The sequence below is a fragment of the Streptomyces sp. NPDC005195 genome, from assembly GCF_040608315.1.
Classification (GTDB): Bacteria; Actinomycetota; Actinomycetes; order Streptomycetales; family Streptomycetaceae; genus Streptomyces; species Streptomyces kaempferi.
In genome coordinates this window covers 20255-42797 of the sequence record NZ_JBEXHZ010000039.1, presented here as the reverse complement: position 1 = coordinate 42797, position 22543 = coordinate 20255, and the positions used below count along the sequence as shown (strand labels likewise).

At 71.3% G+C, this 22543-nt stretch carries 21 protein-coding genes; 14 read left to right on the top strand and 7 right to left on the bottom strand.

The genetic code is table 11. The features are described 5' to 3' along the window. Window positions 1-24: 24 nt before the first annotated feature. Entirely contained in the window at window positions 25-1257 is a 1233-nt protein-coding gene (locus ABZV34_RS28555) for a glycosyltransferase family 87 protein (RefSeq protein WP_356282591.1), read from the bottom strand. Window positions 1258-1409: 152 nt separating this feature from the next. On the opposite strand from ABZV34_RS28555, the gene ABZV34_RS28550 reads away from it, so the two are divergent. Beyond that, window positions 1410-2552 (top strand): glycosyltransferase family 4 protein, encoded by a 1143-nt coding sequence (locus tag ABZV34_RS28550; protein WP_356282588.1) that lies wholly within the window; start codon window positions 1410-1412, stop codon window positions 2550-2552. Window positions 2553-2835: 283 nt separating this feature from the next. Beyond that, window positions 2836-4419 (top strand): GMC oxidoreductase, encoded by a 1584-nt coding sequence (locus ABZV34_RS28545; RefSeq protein ID WP_356282585.1) that lies wholly within the window; start codon window positions 2836-2838, stop codon window positions 4417-4419. A 39-nt stretch (window positions 4420-4458) separates the two neighbouring features. On the opposite strand, the gene ABZV34_RS28540 is transcribed toward ABZV34_RS28545, so the two are convergent. Then, the gene (locus ABZV34_RS28540) at window positions 4459-6255 is read right to left on the bottom strand and encodes an AMP-binding protein (protein ID WP_356282582.1); all 1797 of its coding nucleotides are present in this window, start codon (window positions 6253-6255) and stop codon (window positions 4459-4461) included. 296 nt (window positions 6256-6551) lie between these two features. On the opposite strand from ABZV34_RS28540, the gene ABZV34_RS28535 reads away from it, so the two are divergent. The 6 genes from ABZV34_RS28535 (at window position 6552) to ABZV34_RS28510 (ending at window position 11922) form a co-directional block, all read left to right on the top strand. Beyond that, window positions 6552-7349: a metallophosphoesterase gene (locus ABZV34_RS28535; protein ID WP_356282579.1), complete on the top strand. Its 798-nt coding sequence runs from the start codon at window positions 6552-6554 to the stop codon at window positions 7347-7349. Window positions 7350-7456: 107 nt separating this feature from the next. Next, entirely contained in the window at window positions 7457-7903 is a 447-nt protein-coding gene (locus ABZV34_RS28530) for an SRPBCC family protein (protein WP_351725067.1), read from the top strand. A 195-nt stretch (window positions 7904-8098) separates the two neighbouring features. Then, window positions 8099-9268 carry an ArsA-related P-loop ATPase gene (locus ABZV34_RS28525; RefSeq protein WP_356282576.1) on the top strand — a complete coding sequence of 390 codons (1170 nt, stop codon included), beginning with the start codon at window positions 8099-8101 and terminating at the stop codon, window positions 9266-9268. Window positions 9269-9325: 57 nt separating this feature from the next. Then, entirely contained in the window at window positions 9326-9796 is a 471-nt protein-coding gene (locus ABZV34_RS28520) for a DUF5304 domain-containing protein (protein ID WP_356282573.1), read from the top strand. Between the two features lie 54 nt (window positions 9797-9850). Continuing rightward, complete coding sequence (locus ABZV34_RS28515; protein WP_168527731.1) at window positions 9851-10804, top strand: ROK family glucokinase; 954 nt, start codon at window positions 9851-9853, stop codon at window positions 10802-10804. Window positions 10805-11169: 365 nt separating this feature from the next. Next, window positions 11170-11922: an endonuclease/exonuclease/phosphatase family protein gene (locus tag ABZV34_RS28510; protein WP_356282570.1), complete on the top strand. Its 753-nt coding sequence runs from the start codon at window positions 11170-11172 to the stop codon at window positions 11920-11922. A 93-nt stretch (window positions 11923-12015) separates the two neighbouring features. Here the strand turns inward: ABZV34_RS28510 and ABZV34_RS28505 are convergent, their stop codons facing one another. Both ABZV34_RS28505 and ABZV34_RS28500 read right to left on the bottom strand, forming a co-directional pair. Beyond that, window positions 12016-12720, bottom strand: coding sequence for a hypothetical protein (locus ABZV34_RS28505; protein ID WP_356282567.1), 705 nt, complete (start codon window positions 12718-12720; stop codon window positions 12016-12018). Beyond that, window positions 12713-13522, bottom strand: a complete 810-nt coding sequence (locus tag ABZV34_RS28500) for an alpha/beta fold hydrolase (RefSeq protein ID WP_356282565.1) — start codon at window positions 13520-13522, stop codon at window positions 12713-12715. The genes ABZV34_RS28505 and ABZV34_RS28500 overlap by 8 nt, the downstream gene beginning before the upstream one ends. Window positions 13523-13749: 227 nt before the next feature. Here ABZV34_RS28500 and ABZV34_RS28495 point away from each other — a divergent pair, with 227 nt between their 5' ends. The 4 genes from ABZV34_RS28495 (at window position 13750) to ABZV34_RS28480 (ending at window position 17666) form a co-directional block, all read left to right on the top strand. Next, window positions 13750-14517, top strand: a complete 768-nt coding sequence (locus tag ABZV34_RS28495) for a lysophospholipid acyltransferase family protein (RefSeq protein ID WP_356282563.1) — start codon at window positions 13750-13752, stop codon at window positions 14515-14517. Window positions 14518-14549: 32 nt separating this feature from the next. Further along, window positions 14550-15743, top strand: coding sequence for a DUF5931 domain-containing protein (locus ABZV34_RS28490; protein WP_356282560.1), 1194 nt, complete (start codon window positions 14550-14552; stop codon window positions 15741-15743). Window positions 15744-15790: 47 nt separating this feature from the next. Continuing rightward, the gene (locus tag ABZV34_RS28485) at window positions 15791-16492 is read left to right on the top strand and encodes a response regulator transcription factor (RefSeq protein WP_356282639.1); all 702 of its coding nucleotides are present in this window, start codon (window positions 15791-15793) and stop codon (window positions 16490-16492) included. 145 nt (window positions 16493-16637) lie between these two features. Then, a complete protein-coding gene (locus ABZV34_RS28480; RefSeq protein ID WP_356282557.1) occupies window positions 16638-17666 on the top strand; it encodes a 6-phosphofructokinase in 1029 nt (342 codons plus the stop codon). A 93-nt stretch (window positions 17667-17759) separates the two neighbouring features. Here the strand turns inward: ABZV34_RS28480 and ABZV34_RS28475 are convergent, their stop codons facing one another. Both ABZV34_RS28475 and ABZV34_RS28470 read right to left on the bottom strand, forming a co-directional pair. Next, entirely contained in the window at window positions 17760-19664 is a 1905-nt protein-coding gene (locus ABZV34_RS28475; RefSeq protein ID WP_356282554.1) for an anthranilate synthase family protein, read from the bottom strand. Window positions 19665-19759: 95 nt separating this feature from the next. Continuing rightward, window positions 19760-19816, bottom strand: coding sequence for a trp operon leader peptide (locus ABZV34_RS28470; protein WP_148014101.1), 57 nt, complete (start codon window positions 19814-19816; stop codon window positions 19760-19762). A 309-nt stretch (window positions 19817-20125) separates the two neighbouring features. On the opposite strand from ABZV34_RS28470, the gene ABZV34_RS28465 reads away from it, so the two are divergent. Then, the gene (locus ABZV34_RS28465) at window positions 20126-21478 is read left to right on the top strand and encodes a class II 3-deoxy-7-phosphoheptulonate synthase (RefSeq protein ID WP_356282551.1); all 1353 of its coding nucleotides are present in this window, start codon (window positions 20126-20128) and stop codon (window positions 21476-21478) included. Between the two features lie 181 nt (window positions 21479-21659). Further along, the gene (locus ABZV34_RS28460; protein WP_356282549.1) at window positions 21660-21929 is read left to right on the top strand and encodes a (2Fe-2S)-binding protein; all 270 of its coding nucleotides are present in this window, start codon (window positions 21660-21662) and stop codon (window positions 21927-21929) included. A 25-nt stretch (window positions 21930-21954) separates the two neighbouring features. Here ABZV34_RS28460 and bfr read toward each other — a convergent pair whose 3' ends face one another. Next, window positions 21955-22434: a bacterioferritin gene (bfr, locus tag ABZV34_RS28455; RefSeq protein WP_153291042.1), complete on the bottom strand. Its 480-nt coding sequence runs from the start codon at window positions 22432-22434 to the stop codon at window positions 21955-21957. Window positions 22435-22543 lie beyond the last annotated feature (109 nt).

Sequence of the window (22543 nt, the reverse complement as noted above, 5' to 3'; positions counted from 1 at the left end):
CCCGACGGTGGCGCCGGGCCGACCTCAGGAGGGGCTCAGGGGCTCCCTGGTGCGGGCGGCCTGCGCGGGCAGCGTCGGGGCCGGGTGGGTCACCGTGCCCCACCAGAGTTCGCGGGCGGCCAGCAGCGCGGCGGCCACCAGCAGCCCGTCGCGGGCGAGGAGCAGGGTGACGCCCAGCCAGTCGCTGATCACCACGTGCGAGAACCAGACCGGGAACTCCAGCACGGTCGCAGCGCACGCGCCCAGCACCATCGCCACCGGCGGCGTCATCCGGCTGCCCCGGAAACACAGACAGACGGCGCCGGTCCCGACCAGCCACACCATGTACTGCGGGCTGATGACCCGGCTGGTGGCGGTGAACATCAGGACCGCCACGAAAGCGGCGTCGGCGAGGGTGTGCGACCGCATGCGCCCGGTGCGCAGCCGCCACAGCAGCAGCCAGCCCAGGGCGGCCGCGGTGAGCGTCAGGGCCGCCGCGCTCACCACGTCCACGTACGGGCCCAGGAACTCCACCGAGCCGTAGTTGAGCAGCACCTCACCGCGCCAGCCGAAGTGCCGGGCCACGTGGAAGACCAGGGAGCCCAGCGACTCCACCTCGGTGCCGCGGCCCCGCTGGAAGGCGAGGAAGGAGAAGGCGCCCGGCATCGCCGCCCAGAACAGCAGGGCGATCCCGCCCCCGGTCACCGCCGCCGCGGTCCACGCGCGGCGCTTCACGGCTCCGGCGAGCAGCAGGACGGGCCACACCTTCAGCAGCGCCCCGAAGCCCGCGAGAGCCCCCATCACACGCGGGTGACGGGCCCCCGCGAGCAGGGCCGCGACCGCCACGGCCGTCACCATCACGTCGTAGCGGGCGTAGACGGTCGGTCCGAGCAGCGGGAGGCCGGCCACCCACACCCAGGCGCCGCGGAGCGTCCTGCCGGGGCGCACACCGGCGTACCGCAACAGCGCGAACACCACCAGGTCGGCGAGGAGGGCGAGGACGATGAAGGCGGACGGGTAGTCGAGGAAGGGCAGCAGCCCGGGGGAGAGGATCGCGAGCGACGCGGCCGGCGGGTACTGCCAGGTCACGTCGTCGAGGGGGAAGGTGCCGGTGCGCAGGATCTCGTACCAGCCCTGGTAGATCACCGAGACGTCGCCGGTGACGTCAGGGCCGGGCAGCACGAACACCCTCAGGACGAGGAGCAGCAGCACCAGCCTGGTCAGGATCCAGGCCCCGAGCAGTCCGTACGGGAACCCCGCCCCCCTTGCGCCCGTCATGCCCACCTGGCCCTCGTCCGTTCGGATCCCGCGCGGTTCCGCGTGGAAACATGATGGCGTCCCGGACTGCGCGAGGGCCACGAAGCGGGGCCGTGCGCGGGGGAGTGTGCCGGACGCGTGCGGGCGCGGGGGTTTCGGTACTGTCGGGCGCGATGCACAAGACCCTGATCGTGACCAACGACTTCCCGCCCCGCCCCGGCGGCATCCAGGCGTTCCTGCACAACATGGCGCTGCGCCTGGACCCCGAGCGGCTCGTCGTCTACGCCTCCACCTGGAAGCGCGGCCGGGAGGGTGCCGAGGCGATGGCGGCCTTCGACGCCGAGCAGCCCTTCACCGTCGTACGCGACCGCACGACGATGCTGCTGCCGACTCCGGGCGTCACCCGCCGCGCCGTCGGGCTGCTGCGCGAACACGGGTGTACGTCGGTGTGGTTCGGGGCGGCGGCCCCGCTCGGCCTGATGGCGCCCGCGCTGCGCCGGGCGGGCGCCGGGCGGCTGGTGGCCACCACGCACGGTCACGAGGCCGGCTGGGCTCAGCTGCCCGCCGCGCGCGGGATGCTGCGGCGGATCGGCGACTCCGTGGACACGGTCACGTATCTGGGGGAGTACACGCGCTCGCGGATCGCCTCCGCGCTGAGTCCGGCCGCGGCCGCGCGCATGGTCCAGCTGCCACCCGGCGTCGACGAGAAGACCTTCCACCCCGGTTCGGGCGGCGCCGAGGTCCGCGCCCGGCTCGGTCTGGCGGACCGGCCGGTGGTGGTCTGTGTCTCCCGGCTGGTCCCGCGCAAGGGGCAGGACACGCTCATCCTCGCCATGCCGCGCATCCTCGCCGCGGAGCCGGCGGCCGTGCTGCTGATCGTCGGCGGCGGACCGTACGAGAAGGAGCTGCGCGGGCTCGCGCACCGGACCGGTGTCGCCGACGCCGTCCGCTTCACCGGAGCGCTGCCGTGGTCGGAGCTGCCGGCCCACTTCGGCGCCGGGGACGTCTTCGCGATGCCCTGCCGCACGCGCCGGGGCGGCCTCGACGTCGAGGGTCTCGGCATCGTCTACCTGGAGGCGTCCGCGACCGGTCTGCCGGTCGTCGCCGGAGACTCGGGCGGCGCGCCCGACGCGGTCCTCGACGGCGAGACGGGCTGGGTCGTGCGGGGTGGTTCCCCGGAGGACTCGGCCGACCGCGTCATCGCCCTCCTCGCCGATCCGGAACTCCGCCGGCGCATGGGTGAGCGGGGCCGCGAGTGGGTCGAGGAGAAGTGGCGCTGGGACCTCCTGGCGGAGAACCTCAAAACCCTCCTGTAGCCCCCACCGGCCGGGGGCGCGGGGACCTGCGCGGACCCCACCACGGACCCGCACTCGCTCACGACGGTCGGCACCGGCTTCCCAGGGGTGCGGGGAACCGCGCGATCAACCACGACGCACCCGCGTGCTCCGGCGCACGGCAGCCCCCACCCCGCCCCCCCCTGAAATCCCGGCAAAGCCCCTAGGCGGAAGCCAATAATCCGCCGATGCTGCGCACATGACAGAAAATCTGACCCATCATCAGATGACTAACCGTCACCTGACAAGACGTCAAATCCTGGGCATGGTCGCCCTTCAGACGGCCGCCACCGCCGGTCTCACCCGCATCGGTCTCCAGTCGGCGCACGCCGCCGAACCCGCCGCCGTCGACAACGCCCCCGCGATCGTGATCGGTTCCGGCTACGGTGCCGCCGTGGCCGCCCTCCGCCTCGGCCAGGCCGGCATCCGCACGCTCGTCATCGAGATGGGCAGGCTCTGGAACACCGCGGGCTCCGACGGCAAGATCTTCTGCTCCACCAGCGCCCCCGACCAGCGCTCCATGTGGTTCCGCACCCGCACCGAGGCCCCGCTCGCCACGTTCCTGTGGCTGGACCTCGTCAACAAGGACATCGGCCGGTACCCGGGGGTCCTGGACCGCGTCCACTACGACCACATGTCCGTCTACGTCGGCCGCGGCGTCGGCGGCGGCTCGCTGGTCAACGGCGGCATGGCCGTCACACCCCCGCAGTCGTACTTCTCCGAGCAGTTCCCCGGCGTGGACGCCACGGAGATGTACAACACCTACTTCCCGCGCGCCCGCACCATGCTCGGTGTCAACACGGTCGACCCCACCTGGTTCGAGTCCACCGAGTGGTACAAGTTCACCCGGACCTCCCGCAAGGCCGCGGCGAACGCCGGCCTGAAGACCACGTTCGTGCCGAACGTCTACGACTTCTCCTACATGCAGCGGGAGGCGGCCGGCACCGCCACCAAGTCGGCGCTCGCGGGAGAGGTCATCTACGGCAACAACTACGGCAAGAAGAGCCTCGACAAGACGTACCTCGCCGCCGCGCTCGGCACCGGCAACGTCACCATCCACACCCTGGAGCGGGTCCGGGCCGTCCAGCGCGCCGCCGACGGGACGTACACCCTGACCGCCGACCGGATCGACATCACCGGCGCGGTGGTGGAGACCAAGCAGTACAGCTGCACGTACCTCTTCCTGGGCGGCGGCAGCCTCGGCACCACCGAACTCCTGGTCCGGGCCCGGGAGACGGGCGCCCTGCCCGCCCTGGACGCCAGCGTGGGAACGGGCTGGGGGACCAACGGCAACGTCATGACCGGCCGCGCCAACCACATCTGGGACACCGTCGGGGCCAACCAGTCCACGATGCCCGTGATGGGGATCGACGACTGGGCGAACACCTCCAACCCCGTCTTCGCCGAAATCGCCCCGCTGCCCATGGGGTTGGAACACTGGATCAGCCTCTACCTGGCGATCACCAAGAACCCCGAGCGCGCGTCCTTCACCTACGACGCCGCAACGGACTCCGCGAAGCTCGGCTGGACCGCGGCCCAGAGCGCGGTCTCGGTGAGCATGGCCAAGAAGCTCTTCGACCGGATCAACGCGGCCAACGCGACGATCTACCGCTACGACCTCTTCGGCGGCAACAAGACCTTCGCCGACGACTTCTGCTACCACCCGCTCGGCGGCTGCGTGCTGGGCAGGGCGACCGACAACTACGGCCGGGTGAAGGGCTATCCGCACCTGTACATCACCGACGGCTCGCTGGTGCCGGGCTCGATCGGGGTCAACCCGTTCGTGACGATCACCGCGCTCGCGGAACGCGGCATGGCGCGGATCCTCGCCGAGGACACCGCGCCATGAGAGCCGTAGAGCCGTACGCCTGAGGCGGACGCGCCGGGGTCACCCCCGGTAGATCGCCTCGATCTCGTCCGCGTAGTCCTTCGCCACCACGTTGCGCTTGAGCTTCAGGGACGGCGTCAGGTGGCCCGACTCCTCGCTGAACTGGGAGGACAGAATGCGGAACTTCCGCACCGATTCCGCCTTCGACACCGCGGCGTTGCCGTCGTCGACCGCGTCCTGGATCGTCCGTACGAGATCCGGGTCGTCACGCAGCGACGCCGCGGTGGAACCCGCCGGTTTGCCGTGCTCCGCGCACCAGCGGCCCAGGAACTCCTCGTCGACGGTGATCAGCGCGCCGACGAACGGGCGTCCGTCGCCGACCACCATGCACTCCGCGACCAGCGCGTGCGCCCGGATGCGGTCCTCGATCACGGCCGGGGCGACGTTCTTGCCGCCCGCGGTGACGATGATCTCCTTCTTGCGGCCGGTGATCCGGAGGTAGCCGTCCTCGTCGAGGGTGCCGATGTCGCCCGTGTGGAACCAGCCGTCGGCCAGCGCCTCCGCGGTGGCCGCCTCGTTGTTCCAGTACCCCTTGAACAGGTGCTCGCCGTGCAGCAGCACCTCGCCGTCGTCCGCGATGCGGATCACGGAGCCCGGCAGCGGCTGGCCGACCGTGCCGATCTTCGTCCGGTCCCAGGGATTGAAGGCGGTGGCCGCGCAGGACTCGGTCAGACCGTAGCCCTCCAGGACCGTGAAGCCGATACCGCGGAAGAAGTGCCCGAGCCGCTCGCCGAGCGGGGCGCCGCCGGAGATGGCGTACTCGCCGCGACCGCCCAGTACGGCACGCAGCTTGCTGTAGACCAGCTTGTCGAAGGTCTTGTACTTGATCTTCAGGCCGAGCGAGGGGCCGGACGGGGTGTCCAGCGCGCGGCTGTACGCGATCGCGGTGTCCGCGGCCTTGTCGAAGATCTTGCCCTTGCCGTCCGCCTGCGCCTTGGCGCGCGCCGAGTTGTAGACCTTCTCGAAGACACGCGGCACACCGAGGATCAGCGTCGGCCGGAAGGCGGCCAGCTCGTCGGTGAGGTTCTTGATGTCCGGGACGCAGCCCAGCTTGATCGGCGCCATCATCGGCGCGACCTGCACGAGACGTCCGAAGACATGGGCGAGGGGGAGGAACAGCAGCACGGAGCACTCGCCCGTACGGAACAGCGGACGCAGCCGCTCCACGATGTTGCCGCACTCGGCGAAGAAGGCGCGGTGGGTGAGCACACAGCCCTTCGGACGGCCGGTCGTGCCGCTCGTGTAGACGATGGTCGCCGGGTCGTCGGCCTTGGCCAGCGAGCTGCGCTCCTCGACGGCGGCGTCGGCGACGTCCTGGCCGGCACGGCCCAGCTCCTCCACCCCGCCGGCCTCGATCTGCCAGACGTGCTCGAGGGCGGGCAGTCGCTCGCGCACCGACTCCACGGAGGCCGCGTGCGCCGGCAGCTCGACGATGCAGGCGGTCGCACCCGAGTCGCCGAGTATCCACTGCACCTGCTCCGCCGAGCTGGTCTCGTACACCGGCACGGTGACGGCGCCCGCGCTCCAGATGGCGAAGTCGAGCAGCGTCCACTCGTAACGCGTACGGGACATCAGAGCGACCCGGTCGCCGGGCTGCACACCCGAGGCGATCAGGCCCTTGGCAGCGGCCCGTACCTCCGCGAGGAACACGGTGGCGGTGACGTCCGTCCACATGCCGCCCACCTTGCGGGCGATGACGGCTACGTCGGGATGCTGCGCGGCGTTTCTGCGGACGATGTCGGTCAGGTTTCCGTCCGCAGGGACCTCGTACAAAGCCGGAAGGCTGAACTCGCGCAAGACTGCTGCTCCTCATAGGGCGCCGGCGCCACGACTCTGTGTGATGCGACGGTGCGGTCCAAGGCTCGGGCAGGTACTCGGGACCATCGTTGTTGAAATCCTGAGTACGACTGGACTGCCCGGACGTTACCCACCGGTACGCCTGTTTAGATAGGGGGTCCCGGCGAGATGTTCCCTGCGTCACACAGGTTGGCGTTCCTTCGCGCACAGTAGTCCACGCTCTTCTCGGCGTGCCAGTAACCGCAGGTCCGACCGCCTCTGTTCACGTTTGCCGCACAGGCCTACGCTTGATCGCCATGGCACCCACACCAGGCGGCAACCGCAGGACGCGCATTCATGTGGTGAGTGACGTGCACGGCAACGCGCGTGACCTCGCCCGGGCCGGCGACGGCGCCGACGCCCTGATCTGCCTCGGTGACCTGGTGCTCTTCCTCGACTACGCCGACCACTCGCGGGGCATCTTCCCCGACCTCTTCGGCACGGAGAACGCCGACAGGCTGGTCGAGCTGCGCACCGCCCGCCGCTTCACGGAGGCGCGCGAGTTCGGGGCACGGCTGTGGGCCGGCGTGGGGACGGACCGCCTCGCGGTCATCGAGAAGGCGGTGCGCAAGCAGTACGCCGAGCTGTTCGCCGCGTTCCCGACGCCGACGTACGCCACCTACGGCAATGTCGACATGCCTCCGTTGTGGGCGGAGTACGCCGGACCCGGCACCACCGTCCTCGACGGCGAGCGGGTGGAGATCGGCGGCCGGGTCTTCGGCTTCGTCGGCGGCGGCCTGCGCACCCCCATGCGGACGCCCTACGAGATCAGCGACGAGGAGTACGCGGCGAAGATCGAGGCGGTCGGCGAGGTCGACGTGCTCTGCACCCACATCCCGCCGGATGTACCCGATCTGGTGTACGACACGGTGGCGCGCCGCTTCGAACGCGGGTCCCGCGCCCTGCTCGACGCGATCCGCCGCACGCGCCCCCGCTACGCGCTCTTCGGCCACGTCCACCAGCCACTCGTCCGGCGGATGAGGATCGGCGCGACGGAGTGCGTGAACGTCGGGCACTTCGCCGGGTCGGGGAGGCCCTGGGCGCTGGAATGGTGAACCCCAGGTGGGGTGACGATGGTTCGGTCGGCGCGCGGTAGCCTTCACGCTGCACACACGTGCGCACCACCCTCCCTCACCGGACCGCACCTGGAGGAGCCACGGCGATGGCTGAACACACCAGCTCGAGCATCACGATCGAGGCGGCACCGGCTGACGTCATGGCGGTCATCGCCGACTTCGCCCGCTACCCGGACTGGACCGGCGAGGTCAAGGAGGCCGAGGTGCTCGGCACGGACGGGCAGGGCCGCGCCGAGCAGGTACGGCTCGTCATGGACGCCGGCGCGATCAAGGACGACCAGACCCTGGGGTACACCTGGACCGGCGACCACGAGGTCTCCTGGACCCTGGTCAAGTCCCAGATGCTGCGCTCCCTGGACGGCTCGTACCTCCTCAAGCCCGCGGGCACCGGCGCCACCGAGGTCACCTACCGGCTGACGGTCGACGTCAAGATCCCGATGCTGGGCATGATCAAGCGCAAGGCCGAGAAGGTCATCATCGACCGCGCCCTGGCGGGCCTGAAGAAGCGGGTCGAGTCGGGCGACGCGGGCTGACCCCGTCCGGCGGCCGGGCACCCTCCGGTCGTCCGTACACGAGCCGGTCCGGTCCCTCGGCGGACCCACCCCGGTCCCTCGGCGGGCAGACCCCTGTCCGCACGGAGACGGACGGGATCGGGTCACGGCCTCCGGGAGCGGACCGGCGACGGGGCGGGGCGGCGGGGACGCCCGGCGCGGGTAGCGTTTCCTCCCATGCGCACCATCCTGATCACCGGCTCCGGCGGCACCGGCCGTACGACCCTCGCGGCGGCCACCGCGCTGCAGGCCGCGGGTGAGGGCACCCGCACCCTGCTGCTGAGCGCCGACCGCACCGACACCCTCGGAGCCGCGCTCGGCACCCGCACGGGCGCGGACCCCACCGAAGCCGCCCCCGGCCTCACCACCTGGCGTCCCGACGCGACAGAACGCTTCCGCGAGGACCTCACCGCCTTCCAGGACCGCGCGACCACCGCCCTCGACCTGCTCGGCGCCGCCCGGCTGGACCCCGAGGAGCTCACCCCCCTGCCCGGCGCGGAGGAGCTGGCCCTGCTGCGCGCCCTGCGCGACGCGGCGACCTCGGACACCTACGACCTCCTGGTCGTCGACCTCCCCCCGACCCCGCAGGCCCTCGCGCTGCTCGCGCTCCCCGAGGAGCTCCGCCGCTACCTGCGCCGCCTGCTCCCCGCGGAACGCCAGGCCGCCCGGGCCCTGCGGCCCGTCCTCGGCCGACTCGCAGGCGTCCCGATGCCCGCCGAGTGGCTGTACGAGACGGCGGCACGCTGGGACGTCGAGCTGGCCGCCGTGGAAGCGGTCGTCGAGGACCGCGCCACGACCGTACGGGTGGTAGCCGAGCCCGGACCGGCCGGCAGCGACGCCGCGCGCACCGCCGTCACCGGCCTCGCCCTGCGGGGCCTGCGCGTCGAGACGCTGCTCGCCAACCGCGTACTGCCCGCGGCCAGCCCGGACGCCTGGCTGGGCGCCCTCGCCGCCCAGCAGCGCAAGGCGCTCGACGAGTGGCGGGAGGCGTACACCGTCCACGAGATCCCGCACCTGGGCCGCGACCCGCGCGGCACCGACGACCTCGCCGCGCTCCCGCTGCCCGGTGTCAACGAAACGCCACCCCCGGTCGAGTGGCCCGTCCGCGACCACCTCGCCGACGACGGCGTCCTCGTGTGGCACATCCCGCTCCCCGGCGCGATACGCGAGGAACTGGACCTGATCCGCAGGGGCGACGAACTGGTCGTCACCGTGGGGCAGTTCCGCCGGATCCTGCCGCTGCCGTCCGCGCTGCGCCGCTGCGGCGTGGACGGAGCGGCGCTGCGCGAGGGAGAACTGCGGATCCGTTTCGCGCCGGACCCGGATCTGTGGCCGCGCACACGGTGAACCGGGTACCGCTGTTCGGGTAACGTCGAAGGGAGGAAACGTAGGCAGGAGTCCGCCATGAGCGAAGAGCGCACCACGTCCGACGCCGCTCAGCACGAGACGGTGGACGAAGCGCGCGTCAGCGACGCCGACGCCTGGGCGAAGGCGTGCGCCGAGGATCTCGCGGCGGAGAAGGCCCGCCGCCGCACCCAGTACGGACCACCGCCCGGTTCCGCCTCCGAGGAGCTGCGCAAGCTCGTCGACGCGGTCGCCGACAAGCTGTCCGGACTGAACTCACCGCTGTTCGGAGCGATCGCCTCCGGCACCGCCCAGCAGATGGTCAACCAGGTCGTGCAGCAGGCCAGGGCGGCCGTGGAACCGGTCATAGAACGCAACCCCGCCGTCTTCGACCACCTCGCCGCCGCGGGCTCCGAGCTGCTCGCCGCGTACCGCTCGGCCGTCGAGGCACAGGAACGGCGCTGGACGACCCGGGACACCGGCCCTCGCGACGAGGGCACCGGTCCGGGGGAGCGGATTGACTTGGACTAAAGGCCGCTCGGGTACGGTTGGCCGTAGCGGGGCTCGACCGAAACTGAGGGATTCATGGGACTCACCATCGGCGTCGATATCGGCGGCACGAAGATCGCGGCCGGTGTGGTCGACGAGGAAGGCAACATTCTCTCGACCCACAAGGTGCCGACCCCCACCACGCCGCAGGCCATCGTGGACGCCATCGCCGCCGCCGTCGAGGGCGCGCGCGCGGGCCACGACATCGTCGGCGTGGGCATCGGTGCGGCCGGATACGTGAACCGCCAGCGCTCGACGGTGTACTTCGCGCCCAACATCGACTGGCGGCAGGAGCCGCTCAAGGCCGAGGTCGAAGCGCGCGTCGGGCTGCCGGTCGTGGTGGAGAACGACGCGAACGCGGCGGCGTGGGGCGAGTACAAGTTCGGCGCGGGCAAGGGCCACCGGAACGTCATCTGCATCACGCTGGGCACGGGCCTCGGCGGCGGCATCATCATCGGCAACAAGCTGCGCCGCGGGCACTTCGGCGTCGCCGCCGAGTTCGGCCACATCCGGATGGTGCCGGACGGTTTGCTGTGCGGCTGCGGCTCGCAGGGCTGCTGGGAGCAGTACGCCTCCGGCCGCGCCCTCGTCCGCTACGCCAAGCAGCGCGCCAACGCGACCCCCGAGCACGCCGAGATCCTGCTCGCGCTGGGCGACGGCAACCCCGACGGCATCGAGGGCAAGCACATCTCGATGGCGGCGCGGCAGGGCGACCCGGTGGCGGTGGACTCCTACCGGGAGCTGGCCCGCTGGGCCGGCGCCGGTCTCGCCGACCTCGCCTCGCTCTTCGACCCGTCGGCCTTCATCGTCGGCGGCGGACTGTCGGACGAGGGCGAGCTGGTTCTCGACCCCATCCGTAAGTCGTACAAGCGCTGGCTCGTCGGAGGCAACTGGCGCCCCGTGGCCGATGTGATCGCCGCCCAGCTCGGCAACAAGGCCGGTCTCGTGGGCGCGGCGGACCTGGCCCGGGAGCCCGACCCGATCATGTGACGCCCACGCCACACACAGTCACCCGACATCGCCCGCCGCGCCCCACGAAGCCGGCGGGCGCTGTCGTGCGGTGAGCGCTTCGGGCGGGGGCCCACCTACAGGGACCGCGTGGCCGGCCAGGAGGTCCTCCGCACAGGAGAGCCGGGCCGCCCGCGGGGTTTTCCTGCGGGTGGCTGTCGTGGTGCGGCGGGTCTGTCGCGCGCGGACGGCAGCCGAGGGACCCGTCTCAGGGGCGCGGCGCGGCGCCGTACCTCGATGGGGGGCGCGGGGAGCTGCGTGCCCAGCCACGACCCACCCGCACCCTGGAACCGGGCCGACCGCGATTTTCCCCCCACCCGGTGGAGCGCCCCCGTATCTTGATCAGCATGGCGACGACCCCGCTGCCCCCTTCCCACACCGAACCCGACGGCTCCGCCGTGATCCGGGTGCTCAGTTACAACATCCGCTCGATGCGCGACGACACCGACGCCCTCGCGCGCGTGATCAGCGCCTGCGCGCCGGACCTGGTCCTGATCCAGGAAGCCCCCCGCTTCTTCCGCTGGCGCAAGAAGCTGGCCCGTCTCGCGGCGGCCTCCGGCCAGATGATCCTGTCCGGTGGCGCCCCGGCGGCCGGCCCCGCACTCCTGTGCTCCCTGCGGGCCACCGTCGAACGCACCGAGGACGTCCTGCTCCCGCTCACCCCCGGCCAGTTCCGCCGGGGCTTCGCCACGGCCGTCGTCCGCTTCGGCGGCGCTCGCCTGGGCGTCCTGAGCTGCCACCTGTCGCTCGACGCGGACGAGCGTCACGAGCAGGGCGACATGCTCCTGGACCGCGTCGCCGCCCTCGGCACACCGCACGTCGTGGCGGGCGGTGACCTCAACGACCGCCCCGACGGCCGCACCTTCGAGCGCCTCGCGGCCTCCCTCCAGGACGGCTGGGCGACCAGCCCCTGGGGCGCCGAGCACACCTGGATCCGCGACGCGCCGCACCGCCGTATCGACGCGGTCTTCGCGACGAAAGGCATCGAGGTCCTGGGATGCGGGGTGCCCCTGGGCCACCCCGGCGTGACGGAGACGGACCTGAGAGCGGCCACGGACCACCTGCCCGTGCTGGCCGCTCTCAGAGTGCCGGCGTCCTGAGACGCCGGTTCTGGGACGCCGGTACTGAGGACGTCCGCCCTGACATGTCGAGCCGGAGACGCCCGTCCCGGGAGGCGCGGTCCTGGGACGGGCTCAGACCACCGCGCCCCGCCCAGGATCGCCCTCGTCCTCGTCGTCGGGGTTCATCCGCATCACGAGGGTGGCGAAGCCGCCGAGGAAGCCGCCGATGCCCACGGTGGCGAGCCACCAGGTCATGTCCCAGCCGAGCAGGACGGCCAGCAGGAGCACGATCGGACCGCCGATGACGGCGAGCCAGGCGAACTTGGCCGTGGCGTCGGCGGCCGGCAGCGGAGGCGGCTCGGGCGGCACGAAATGACCCTCGTCGTCCTCGTCGAAGTCCTCCTCGGCGGGCTCCGCCGCCCGATAGTCGCGCGGGCCGCCGACGCCGGGCGCGAAGGAGACGGAACTGCCGAGAGCCTGGGCCGCGGAGGGCCCGTCCCCGCCCTTGTCGCTCCCGTCGGCCTTGTCTGCCTCGTCTTCTTTGTCGGACTTCTCGGCCTTCTCGGTGTCGTCCGCGTCGCCCTTGGCCCGCTGCCCGGACCTGCCCCCGCGACCTGTGGGGGTGCCGTTCGTCTCGGGATCGAGGAGGGCCAGGTCCTCGATCGACTTGAACGGTTTCGCTCCGGGCGGGTCCTTCGGCTCGTCGCCGTACCCCTCGACGATCGCCTGCCACGCGGCGTCCTCGTCGAACGGCACGCTCTGCTCGTCCCCCGGGGGCCCGCTGACGGGCACGCCCTTCTCGTCGGGCTCGCCGCGCTCCGCGTCCTGCTCAGCCACCAGTGGCCGTCCCTTCCTGCTGACCCGCCTGAACCGCGCCGGACCGCTCGCCGACGCCGGGCGCGAGCCGGCCGATGAACGAGTAGCTCTCCTCGAAGACCCGGTCCGCGTCATGGTCCAACGTCGCCACGTGGTAGCTCTGTTCCAGTAGGATCTCCGTCACGTCCGTGGAGGACACCCGGCCCAGCACACGGGCCGAGTCCACCGGCGGCACCACGTGGTCCTGCGGGCTGCGCAGCAGCAGGAGCGGCTGGGTGACCTGGGGCAGCTCCCCGTCGACGATCCGGTAGAAGTTCCGCATGGAGTGCGCGGCCCGCAGGGGCACCCGGTCGTAGCCCAGTTCCGTGACACCCTCCTTGGCGATGTCGCTCGCGATGCCGCCCACGGTCGGTACGAAGTGACGGAGCACGGGGAGGGCGTACGCGGCCGCCCCGTGCACCTTGTTCGCCGGGTTGACGACGACGACGCCGCTCACCTCGTCCCCGTGCTTCGCCGCCAGCCGCAGGGCCAACGCGCCGCCCAGGGAGAGACCGAGGACGAACACCCGGGTGCAGCGTTCCCGCAGGGCGCGCAGTTCGCGGTCCACCTCCGCGTACCAGTCCTGCCAGCCGGTGAGCTGCATGTCCTCCCAGCGCGTGCCGTGTCCGGGCAGCAGCGGGAGCGCGACGGTCAGGCCGCGCTCGGCGAGGAACTCGGCCCAGGGGCGCAGCGACTGGGGTGACCCGGTGAAACCGTGGCAGAGGAGGACGCCGACCTCTCCGCCCTCGTGGCGGAACGGCTCGGCTCCAGGAAGGACCGGCACCTTCGGTCTCCTGTTCGTCAGGACGGGCGGAACGGGACAAGGCAGGCGGGCGGACCGGAACAAGACGGGCGACCCGAACGGAGGCGGAACACGACCCCGGGAGATCCGGGCGTACTTCACCGTACGCGACCGCACTGACACCGACCAGGGTCGTCGGGTCCTTTGACAGTCCTCCGGGATAAGGTCTGAGCTACGACACAGGAGGCATTCGGTTGATCTACGGCGCCATGAAGTTTTCCATCGGGGGGCCGCTGAAGCTCGCCTTCAGGCCCTGGGTGGAAGGCCTCGAGAACATTCCCGCCGAGGGCCCCGCCATCCTGGCAAGCAATCACCTGTCGTTCTCGGACTCGTTCTTCCTGCCCGCGGTCCTCGACCGCAAGGTGACCTTCATCGCGAAGGCCGAGTACTTCACGACGCCCGGCGTCAAGGGCAGGCTGACCGCCGCGTTCTTCAAGGGTGTGGGCCAGCTCCCGGTGGACCGCTCCGGCGCGCGCGGCGCGGGCGAGGCGGCGGTCAAGAGCGGTATCGACGTCATCGAGCGCGGTGAGCTGTTCGGCATCTACCCGGAGGGCACCCGCTCGCCCGACGGACGCCTGTACAGGGGCAAGCCGGGCGGCCTCGCGCGCGTGGCCCTCGCCACCGGCGCGCCGGTCATCCCGGTCGCCATGATCGACACCGAGAAGATCCAGCCGCCGGGCAAGGTGATGCCCAAGCTGATGCGTCCGGGCATCCGGATCGGCAAGCCGCTCGACTTCGGCCGGTACGCGGGCATGGAGCACGACCGCTTCGTGCTGCGCGCGGTGACCGACGAGGTCATGTACGAGATCATGAAGCTCTCCGGCCAGGAGTACGTCGACGTCTACGCGACCGCCGCCAAGCGGCAGATCGCGGACGCGGCGAAGGCCGAGAAGCAGGCACAGAAGGAAGCCGAACAGGCGCAGAAGGAGGCCGCGAAGGCGGTCGAGACCGAAGAGGGACGGGCGGGCGACTCCTAGACGCGTTCGTCGGGGCGGTGGGGTGGGGGGGCATGGCCAAGCGCGAGAGAGTCATGAGGATGTCGGTCGAGCTGCCGCTGTGGCGTGCGCTCTCCGCGTACCGCGTGCTGACGATGTTGTACGCGATCGGGCTCTTCGTCACCGCGACCAGCAGGTTCGCCCACCCCTGGGTGGCCGTCGGCTACTACGCCGTCCTGTTCGTCTGGACCCTGGCGACCCTCCCCAGGGTCGCGAACGCGGCGAACTGCACGAAGCGCTTCCTCGCCGTCGACCTGGCCGTGGCGCTCACCGGCATCCTGCTCACGCCGGTCGCCGTCACCCGCCACAGCATCATGGACGGCGGCCCCACGCTCCCGTCGATATGGACCGCGGGCTCCGTCCTGGCCTTCGCCATCAAGGGCGGCTGGCGCTGGGCGGCCTTCGCCTCCACCCTCGTCGCGGGCGCCAACCTCGTCGAGCGCGGCGCCCCCACCCGCGACACCGTCCACAACGTGATCCTCGTCTGGGTCGCGTCCATCGCCATCGGCTACGTCGTCGAGGTCGCCCGCGCCTCCGAGCTCACCCTCGCCCGCGCCCTGGAGATCGAGGCCGCCACCCGCGAACGCGAGCGCCTCGCCCGGGACATCCACGACGGGGTCCTGCAGGTCCTCGCCATGGTGCAGCGGCGCGGCAGCGCCCTCGGCGGCGAGGCCGCGGAGCTGGGCCGGATGGCCGGCGAGCAGGAGGTGGCGCTGCGCACGCTGGTCTCCGGCGGCCTGCTGCCCGTCTCGCGGGTGTCCGAGGACGCCGCGCTCGGCGCGGTCGTACGCGCCGTCGAGGAGCCGGACGACGACGGGCGCCCCGTCGATCTGCGCGTGCTGCTCGCCCCGTACGCCACCGCGCGCGTGACGCTCTCCGAGCCGGGCGCCCCGGTGCCGTTGACCCCGGTGGCCGCCCGGGAGCTGGCCGCGGCCGTCGGGGCCGCGCTGGACAACGTGCGCAGACACGTCGGGGAGAGCGCCCGCGCGTGGATCCTGGTCGAGGACGAGCCGGACACGGTGATCGTCACCGTGCGCGACGACGGCCCCGGCATCCCGGAGGGACGGCTCGCGCAGGCCGAGGGGGAGGGGCGGCTCGGTGTGGCCCTGTCGATCCGCGGCCGGCTGCGCGAGCTGGGCGGCGCGGCCGAACTGATCTCGGTCCCGGGCCAGGGCACCGAGGTCGAGCTGAAGGTACCGAAGGTCTGACGGGGGAAGGCGGAGCAGTGATGACAGACATCACGCACATGGAGGACATGGCGGACACGGCGGAGGTGGAGCAGCAGGTGGGTGAGGACCCGATCAAGGTCATGGTGGTGGACGACCACCCCATGTGGCGCGACGCCGTGGCCCGTGATCTCGCCGCGGCCGGGTTCGCCGTGGTGGCCACGGCGGGCGACGGCGAGCAGGCGGTGCGGCGTGCGCGGGCCGTCGGCCCGGACGTTCTCGTGCTCGACCTGAACCTGCCGGCCAAGCCCGGTGTCCAGGTCTGCAAGGAACTGGTCGGAGCCAACCCCGCGCTGCGCGTCCTCGTGCTGTCGGCCAGCGGTGAGCACGCCGACGTCCTGGAGGCGGTGAAGTCCGGGGCGACCGGATACCTGCTGAAGTCGGCGTCCACGGAGGAGCTGACCGACGCGGTGCGCCGTACGGCGGTCGGCGACCCGGTGTTCACCCCCGGTCTCGCGGGTCTGGTCCTCGGCGAGTACCGCAGGCTCGCCTCCGAGCCCGCCCCGGCCGCGGGCGCGGGGGAGCCCAAGGCCCCGCAGCTGACCGACCGTGAGACCGAGGTGCTCCGTCTGGTGGCGAAGGGCCTGAGCTACAAGCAGATCGCCGAGCGGCTGGTCATCTCCCACCGCACGGTCCAGAACCATGTGCAGAACACCCTGGGCAAGCTCCAGCTGCACAACCGGGTGGAGCTGGTCCGCTATGCCATAGAACGTGGTCTCGACGAGGCGTAAACCCGGTGTTGTCCACCATCGAGTGAATGACGAGTGATCAACACCCGCACAATTCAACGGAATTGCCCTTCCGCCCCATGACGAAGTGACCTGGATCACTATTAGCGTGAGTCCCGTCAGGCAATCGCGGCGAAGGGACTTTTCCATGCGGGTCGGAGTACTGACCGGAGGCGGCGACTGCCCCGGACTCAACGCCGTCATCCGGGGCGTCGTCCGCAAGGGCGTGCAGGAGTACGACTACGACTTCGTCGGCTTCCGGGACGGCTGGCGCGGACCGCTCGAGAACGACACCGTCCGGCTCGACATCCCCGCCGTACGCGGCATCCTGCCGCGTGGCGGCACCATCCTCGGCTCCTCGCGGACGAATCCGCTCAAGCAGGAGAACGGCATCCGGCGCATCAAGGAGAACCTCGCCAAGCAGGAGGTCGAGGCGCTCATCGCGATCGGCGGCGAGGACACCCTGGGCGTGGCCGCCCGCCTCCACGACGAGTACGGCATCCAGGTCATCGGCGTACCGAAGACCATCGACAACGACCTGTCCGCCACCGACTACACCTTCGGCTTCGACACGGCGGTCGGCATCGCGACGGAGGCGATCGACCGCCTGCACACGACCGCCGAGTCGCACATGCGCGTCCTCGTCGTCGAGGTGATGGGCCGTCACGCCGGCTGGATCGCCATCCACTCCGGGCTCGCGGGCGGCGCGAACGTCATCCTCATCCCCGAACAGCGCTTCGACGTCGACCAGGTCTGCGCCTGGGTCACGTCACGCTTCAAGGCCTCGTACGCCCCGATCGTGGTCGTCGCCGAGGGCGCCATGCCCAAGGACGGCGACGCGGTGCTGAAGGACGGCACGCTCGACTCCTTCGGACACGTCCGGCTCTCCGGTGTCGGGGAGTGGCTGGCCAAGGAGATCGAGAGGCGCACCGGCAAGGAGGCCCGCACCACGGTCCTCGGCCACGTCCAGCGCGGCGGCACGCCCAGTGCCTTCGACCGCTGGCTCGCCACCCGTTTCGGTCTGCACGCCATCGAGGCCGTCCGCGACGGCGACTTCGGCAAGATGGTCGCCCTGCGCGGCACGGACATCGTCCGGGTCCCGATCGCGGAGGCCACGGCCAAGCTGAAGACGGTCGACCCGAAGCTGTACGAGGAGGTCGGCGTCTTCTTCGGCTGAGCCGCCCGCCGACGCGCCGCCACGTCCCACCCGTGGCGGCGCTTCGGCGATCGCGAGGGTCCCCCGCCTCTTCGCCTTCCCCGGCGTCCTCGACTACACCGCCGGCCGCCGCTCGGACAACGTGCCGGCGTCCGTCAGCTGAGCGAGCAGCTCCCGCACCACGGTGGTCCCGTTCAGGGTCAGCACCGACTCCGGATGGAACTGGACACCCGCGAACCCGGGCCCGCGCAGCGCGTGCACCTCTCCGGCACCGCTGCGGGCGACCTCGACGCCGTGTGCCGCCAGCTCGGCAGCCGCCTCCTCGTCGCAGCGTGCCACGAAGCTGTTGTAGAAGCCGACGGTCTCCGTCCTCCCGAACAGGTCGATCGTGGTCTGCGCGCCCTGGTAGGGAACCTCCTTGCGGACGATCTCCAGGCCGAGCTCCGCCGCGATCAGCTCGTGGCCCAGACACACACCGAGCACCCCGTGCCGGTGCTCCCGGATCACCCCGGACGCGAGGCCGCGCAGGAACCGCATCTTGGGGTCGTCCTTGTCGGCGGGGTCACCGGGGCCGGGACCGAGCACGACCGGACCCGCGTGCGCGCGGACCGTCTCCCGCAGTCCCGGCTCGTCGTACCGCCGCACGGTCACCTCCAGCCCCGAAGACCGCAGCACGTGGGCGAGCATCGCGGTGAAGGTGTCCTCCCCGTCCACCACGAGGGCATGGCCCTCCAGGGAGTCGGTCCGCTCCTGCATCCGCAGCCAGAACGGCGCGAGTGAGGCCCGCCGGCCGTCGAGCGCGGCCCGCACCCGCGGATCGTCGGCCAGCCCCGCCCGTACGCCCGGTGCGCGCGGGCTCCCCTCCACGACCCCCAGTGCCGTCAGCACCCCCGCCGCCTTCGCACGCGTCTCCGCGACCTCGCCCGCCGGGTCCGAGCCCCGGACCAGGGTGGCGCCCACCGGCACCCGCAGCCGGCCGTGCGCGTCGATGTCGGCGGTCCGGATGAGGATGGGGGAGTCGAGGGTCTGGGCGCCGCCCGCGTCCCGCCCGAGCAGGGCCAGCGCCCCCGCGTAGTAGCCGCGTCCGACACCGTCCCGCCCGAGGGGCTCGTACCGCTCGATCACCCGGCACGCGTTCTGCACCGGCGACCCGGTGACCGTCGCCGCGAACATGGTCTCCTTCAGGACCTCGCGCGCATCGAGCGAGGACCGGCCCCGCAACTCGTACTCGGTGTGCGCGAGATGGGCCATCTCCTTCAGCCGCGGCCCGATCACGACCCCGCCCATGTCACCGACCGTGCACATCATCTTGAGCTCCTCGTCCACGACCATGGAGAGCTCCTCGATCTCCTTGCCGTCGGCGAGGAAGCCGAGCAGACCCTCGGCGGAGGGTCCCCCGGCGGGGTAGCGGTACGTCCCGCTGATCGGGTTCATCACCACGGTCCCGCCGGACATCCGCACGTGGACCTCCGGGCTCGCACCGACCAGCGTCCGGTTCCCGGTGTGCACGACGTACGTCCAGTACGCGCCCCGCTCGCCGACCAGCAGCCGCCGGAAGAGGGCCAGCGCGTCGGCCCTCCCGAACCCCGGGATCTCCCCCTCGTACGTGCGCCTGATGACGAAGTTCGCCCCTTCGCCGCGTCCGATCTCCTCGCGCAGCACGCGCCCGACGATCCCGGCGTACTCCTCGTCGCCGACGTCGAAGCCGCCGCCCTCGACCCGCACGTCGTGCGCCGGCAACTGGGCCAGGGCCCGCTCCAGCGGCAGCTCGTGCGTCTCCTCGGGGGTGAGTGCCAGGAGCGGTGTGCCGTCGTCGCGGACGTCGAAGCCGCGCTCACGGATCTGGCGGAAGGGGATGAGAGCGAGGGCGTCGTCGGGCAGGTCGGCGAGCCGGTCGTACCCGGCCACGGGCCCGAGCAGCACCTCCACCGTGCCGCCCTCCTCGGTGGAGCGGCCGGGGGTACGGCGGCAGAGCAGGGCGAACGGGCGGGGATCGTCCAGCAGGTCGCGCAGGTTCATCGGTCCTGTTCCTTCTCACATCGGAGAGGAACGACCCCGGAAAACGCCGAAGGCCGCCCCTCGGGCGGCCTTCGCGAAGTCTTGCGTACGCGCAGTCAGTGGGCCGCCGGATGAGCGGTCCACCACCAGGTCTGGTGCGAGTGCGCGAACATGCGCCGCACCTTACCCGACGCCGGAGGTCGGGCGGCAGCGCGACGCGTCCGCGCCTCGTCCACCCGTACGCGCGCGCCACAGCTGCCACAGCCGCCACAGAACGACACGGCCGGGCCCCACGGCGCTCCAGTGATCTCCCTAGACTGCGTCCGGCACGGCGCGGACCGGTCACCGCGCGAAAGCACCTGCTCCGGACGGTCGACCCGCAGCTCACACCGCCGCCCGGACCGTCTCACGGCGGGCGTGACACGTCTCAGCCGCTGGGCATCGGGAGAGGACGCGGCGTGCGACCCCGTAGTGTTGTGCAGGTGACCGTGAACGCTAAGTCCAGCGCGAGCGCTGGCAACACCTGGCGAGACCTGCCCGCGGCGCAGCAGCCCGAGTACCCCGATGCCGAGGCTCTGCGCGATGTGATCGCGGACCTCGAGTCGTATCCGCCGCTCGTCTTCGCGGGCGAGTGCGACCAGCTGCGCGCCCGGATGGCATCCGTCGCCAAGGGAGAGGCGTTCCTCCTCCAGGGCGGCGACTGCGCCGAGGCCTTCGACGCGGTGTCGGCCGACCAGATCCGCAACAAGCTCAAGACCCTGCTCCAGATGGGTGCCGTGCTCACGTACGCCGCCTCGGTGCCGGTGGTGAAGGTCGGCCGGATCGCCGGCCAGTACTCGAAGCCGCGTTCCAAGGGCACCGAGACCCGGGACGGCGTGACCCTGCCGACGTACCGGGGCGACTCGGTCAACGGGTTCGACTTCAACGAGAAGGCCCGTGTCCCGGACCCCGAGCGGCTGAAGCGGATGTACAACGCGTCCGCCTCCACGCTCAACCTGGTGCGCGCCTTCGCCACCGGTGGCTACGCCGACCTGCGTCAGGTGCACGCCTGGAACCAGGACTTCGTGAGGTCGTCCCCGTCCGGCCAGCGCTACGAGCAGCTGGCGCGCGAGATCGACAACGCGATGAACTTCATGCGGGCCTGCGGCACCGACCCGGAGGAGTTCAAGACCGTCGAGTTCTACGCCTCCCACGAGGCGCTGCTCCTCGACTACGAGTCGGCGCTGACCCGCGTCGACTCCCGCACCGGCAGGCTGTACGACGTCTCGGGCCACATGGTGTGGATCGGTGAGCGCACCCGGCAGCTGGACGGCGCGCACATCGAGTTCGCCTCCAAGATCAGCAACCCGATCGGCATCAAGCTGGGCCCGACGACGACGGCCCAGGACGCCCTGCAGTACATCGACCGTCTCGACCCCGACCGTGAGCCGGGCCGCCTGACCTTCATCGTCCGGATGGGCGCCGACAAGGTCCGCGACAAGCTGCCCGAGCTGTTGGAGAAGGTCAGTGCCTCCGGCGCGACGGTCGCCTGGGTGACCGACCCGATGCACGGCAACACCTTCGAGGCGGCCTCGGGCCACAAGACCCGCCGCTTCGACGACGTGCTCGACGAGGTCAAGGGCTTCTTCGAGGTCCACAAGGGCCTGGGCACGCACCCCGGCGGCATCCACGTCGAGCTCACCGGCGACGACGTCACCGAGTGCGTGGGCGGTGGCGACGAGATCTTCGTGGACGACCTGCACCAGCGCTACGAGACGGCGTGCGACCCGCGTCTGAACCGCAGCCAGTCCCTTGACCTGGCCTTCCTGGTCGCCGAGATGTACCGGGACCAGTAGCGGACCGAGGTCTGTTCCGTCCCTCGCGGCGGAGTGCGGTGGGGCGCGGATCACATACGATCCGCGCCCCACCGCGCTTTTGCGGATTCCGGACGGCGGGTAAGGTTAGGTTAGCCTCACCGTTCATCGGGAGGGGCGTTACCCGTTAGTCCTGTCGACCCTGTCGATCCCGCTCCGGGAGGTGAACCGCGTGTACGTCTGCAGCTGCTTCGGTGTCACCGAGGCGCAGGTGAAGAAGCACGCGGAGGACGGCGCCTGCACCCCGCGCCAGATAGCGTCGGTGAGCAAGGCGGGCACGGACTGTGGTTCGTGCGTCCGCCAGATCCAGTCCCTGCTGGGCCGTGGCGCGTGTCCGCGCCGGGAGCTCGCGGACCAGGGCAGGCCCGCCCTCGCGGAGCTCTCCGGCGTCGCGGGTCACCCGGCGCCCACGGTGACGGCCGAGGCCGCCTAGTTCTCGTACCGGCTCCGCCGCCGGGTCAGCTCTCCGGCTGCTCGATCAGCTGTGCGATGTAGAGCGCCTCGCCGAGCTTCTCGACCAGCTCGAGCTGGGTGTCCAGATAGTCGATGTGGTGCTCCTCGTCCTCGAGGATCGACTCGAAGATGTTCGCGGACGTGATGTCGCCCTTGTTGCGCATCACCTCGATCCCGCGCTTGAGGCGGTCGATCGCCTCGACCTCCACCTGCCGGTCGGCCTGGAACATCTCGGTGACGGTCTGACCCACCCGGACGTGGAACAGCCGCTGGTAGTTGGGCAGGCCCTCCAGGAAGAGGATGCGGTCGGTGAGCACCTCCGCGTGCTTCATCTCGTCGAAGGACTCGTGCCGCGTGTACTTCGCGAGCTTCGTCCAGCCGAAGTTCTCCTGCATCTTCGCGTGCAGGAAGTACTGGTTGATCGCGGTCAGCTCGCCGGTGAGCTGCTCGTTGAGGAACTCGATGACCTCGGGGTCGCCCTGCATCGCAGAGGCTCCTTCCAAGCGGGGGGAACTGGGCAGGCTGCGCCGCATCCTCGCACCGGCGTTCCGGGCCGTCCAGTAAGTGCATGCTTAGTAGGAGTTGCCCTGGTAG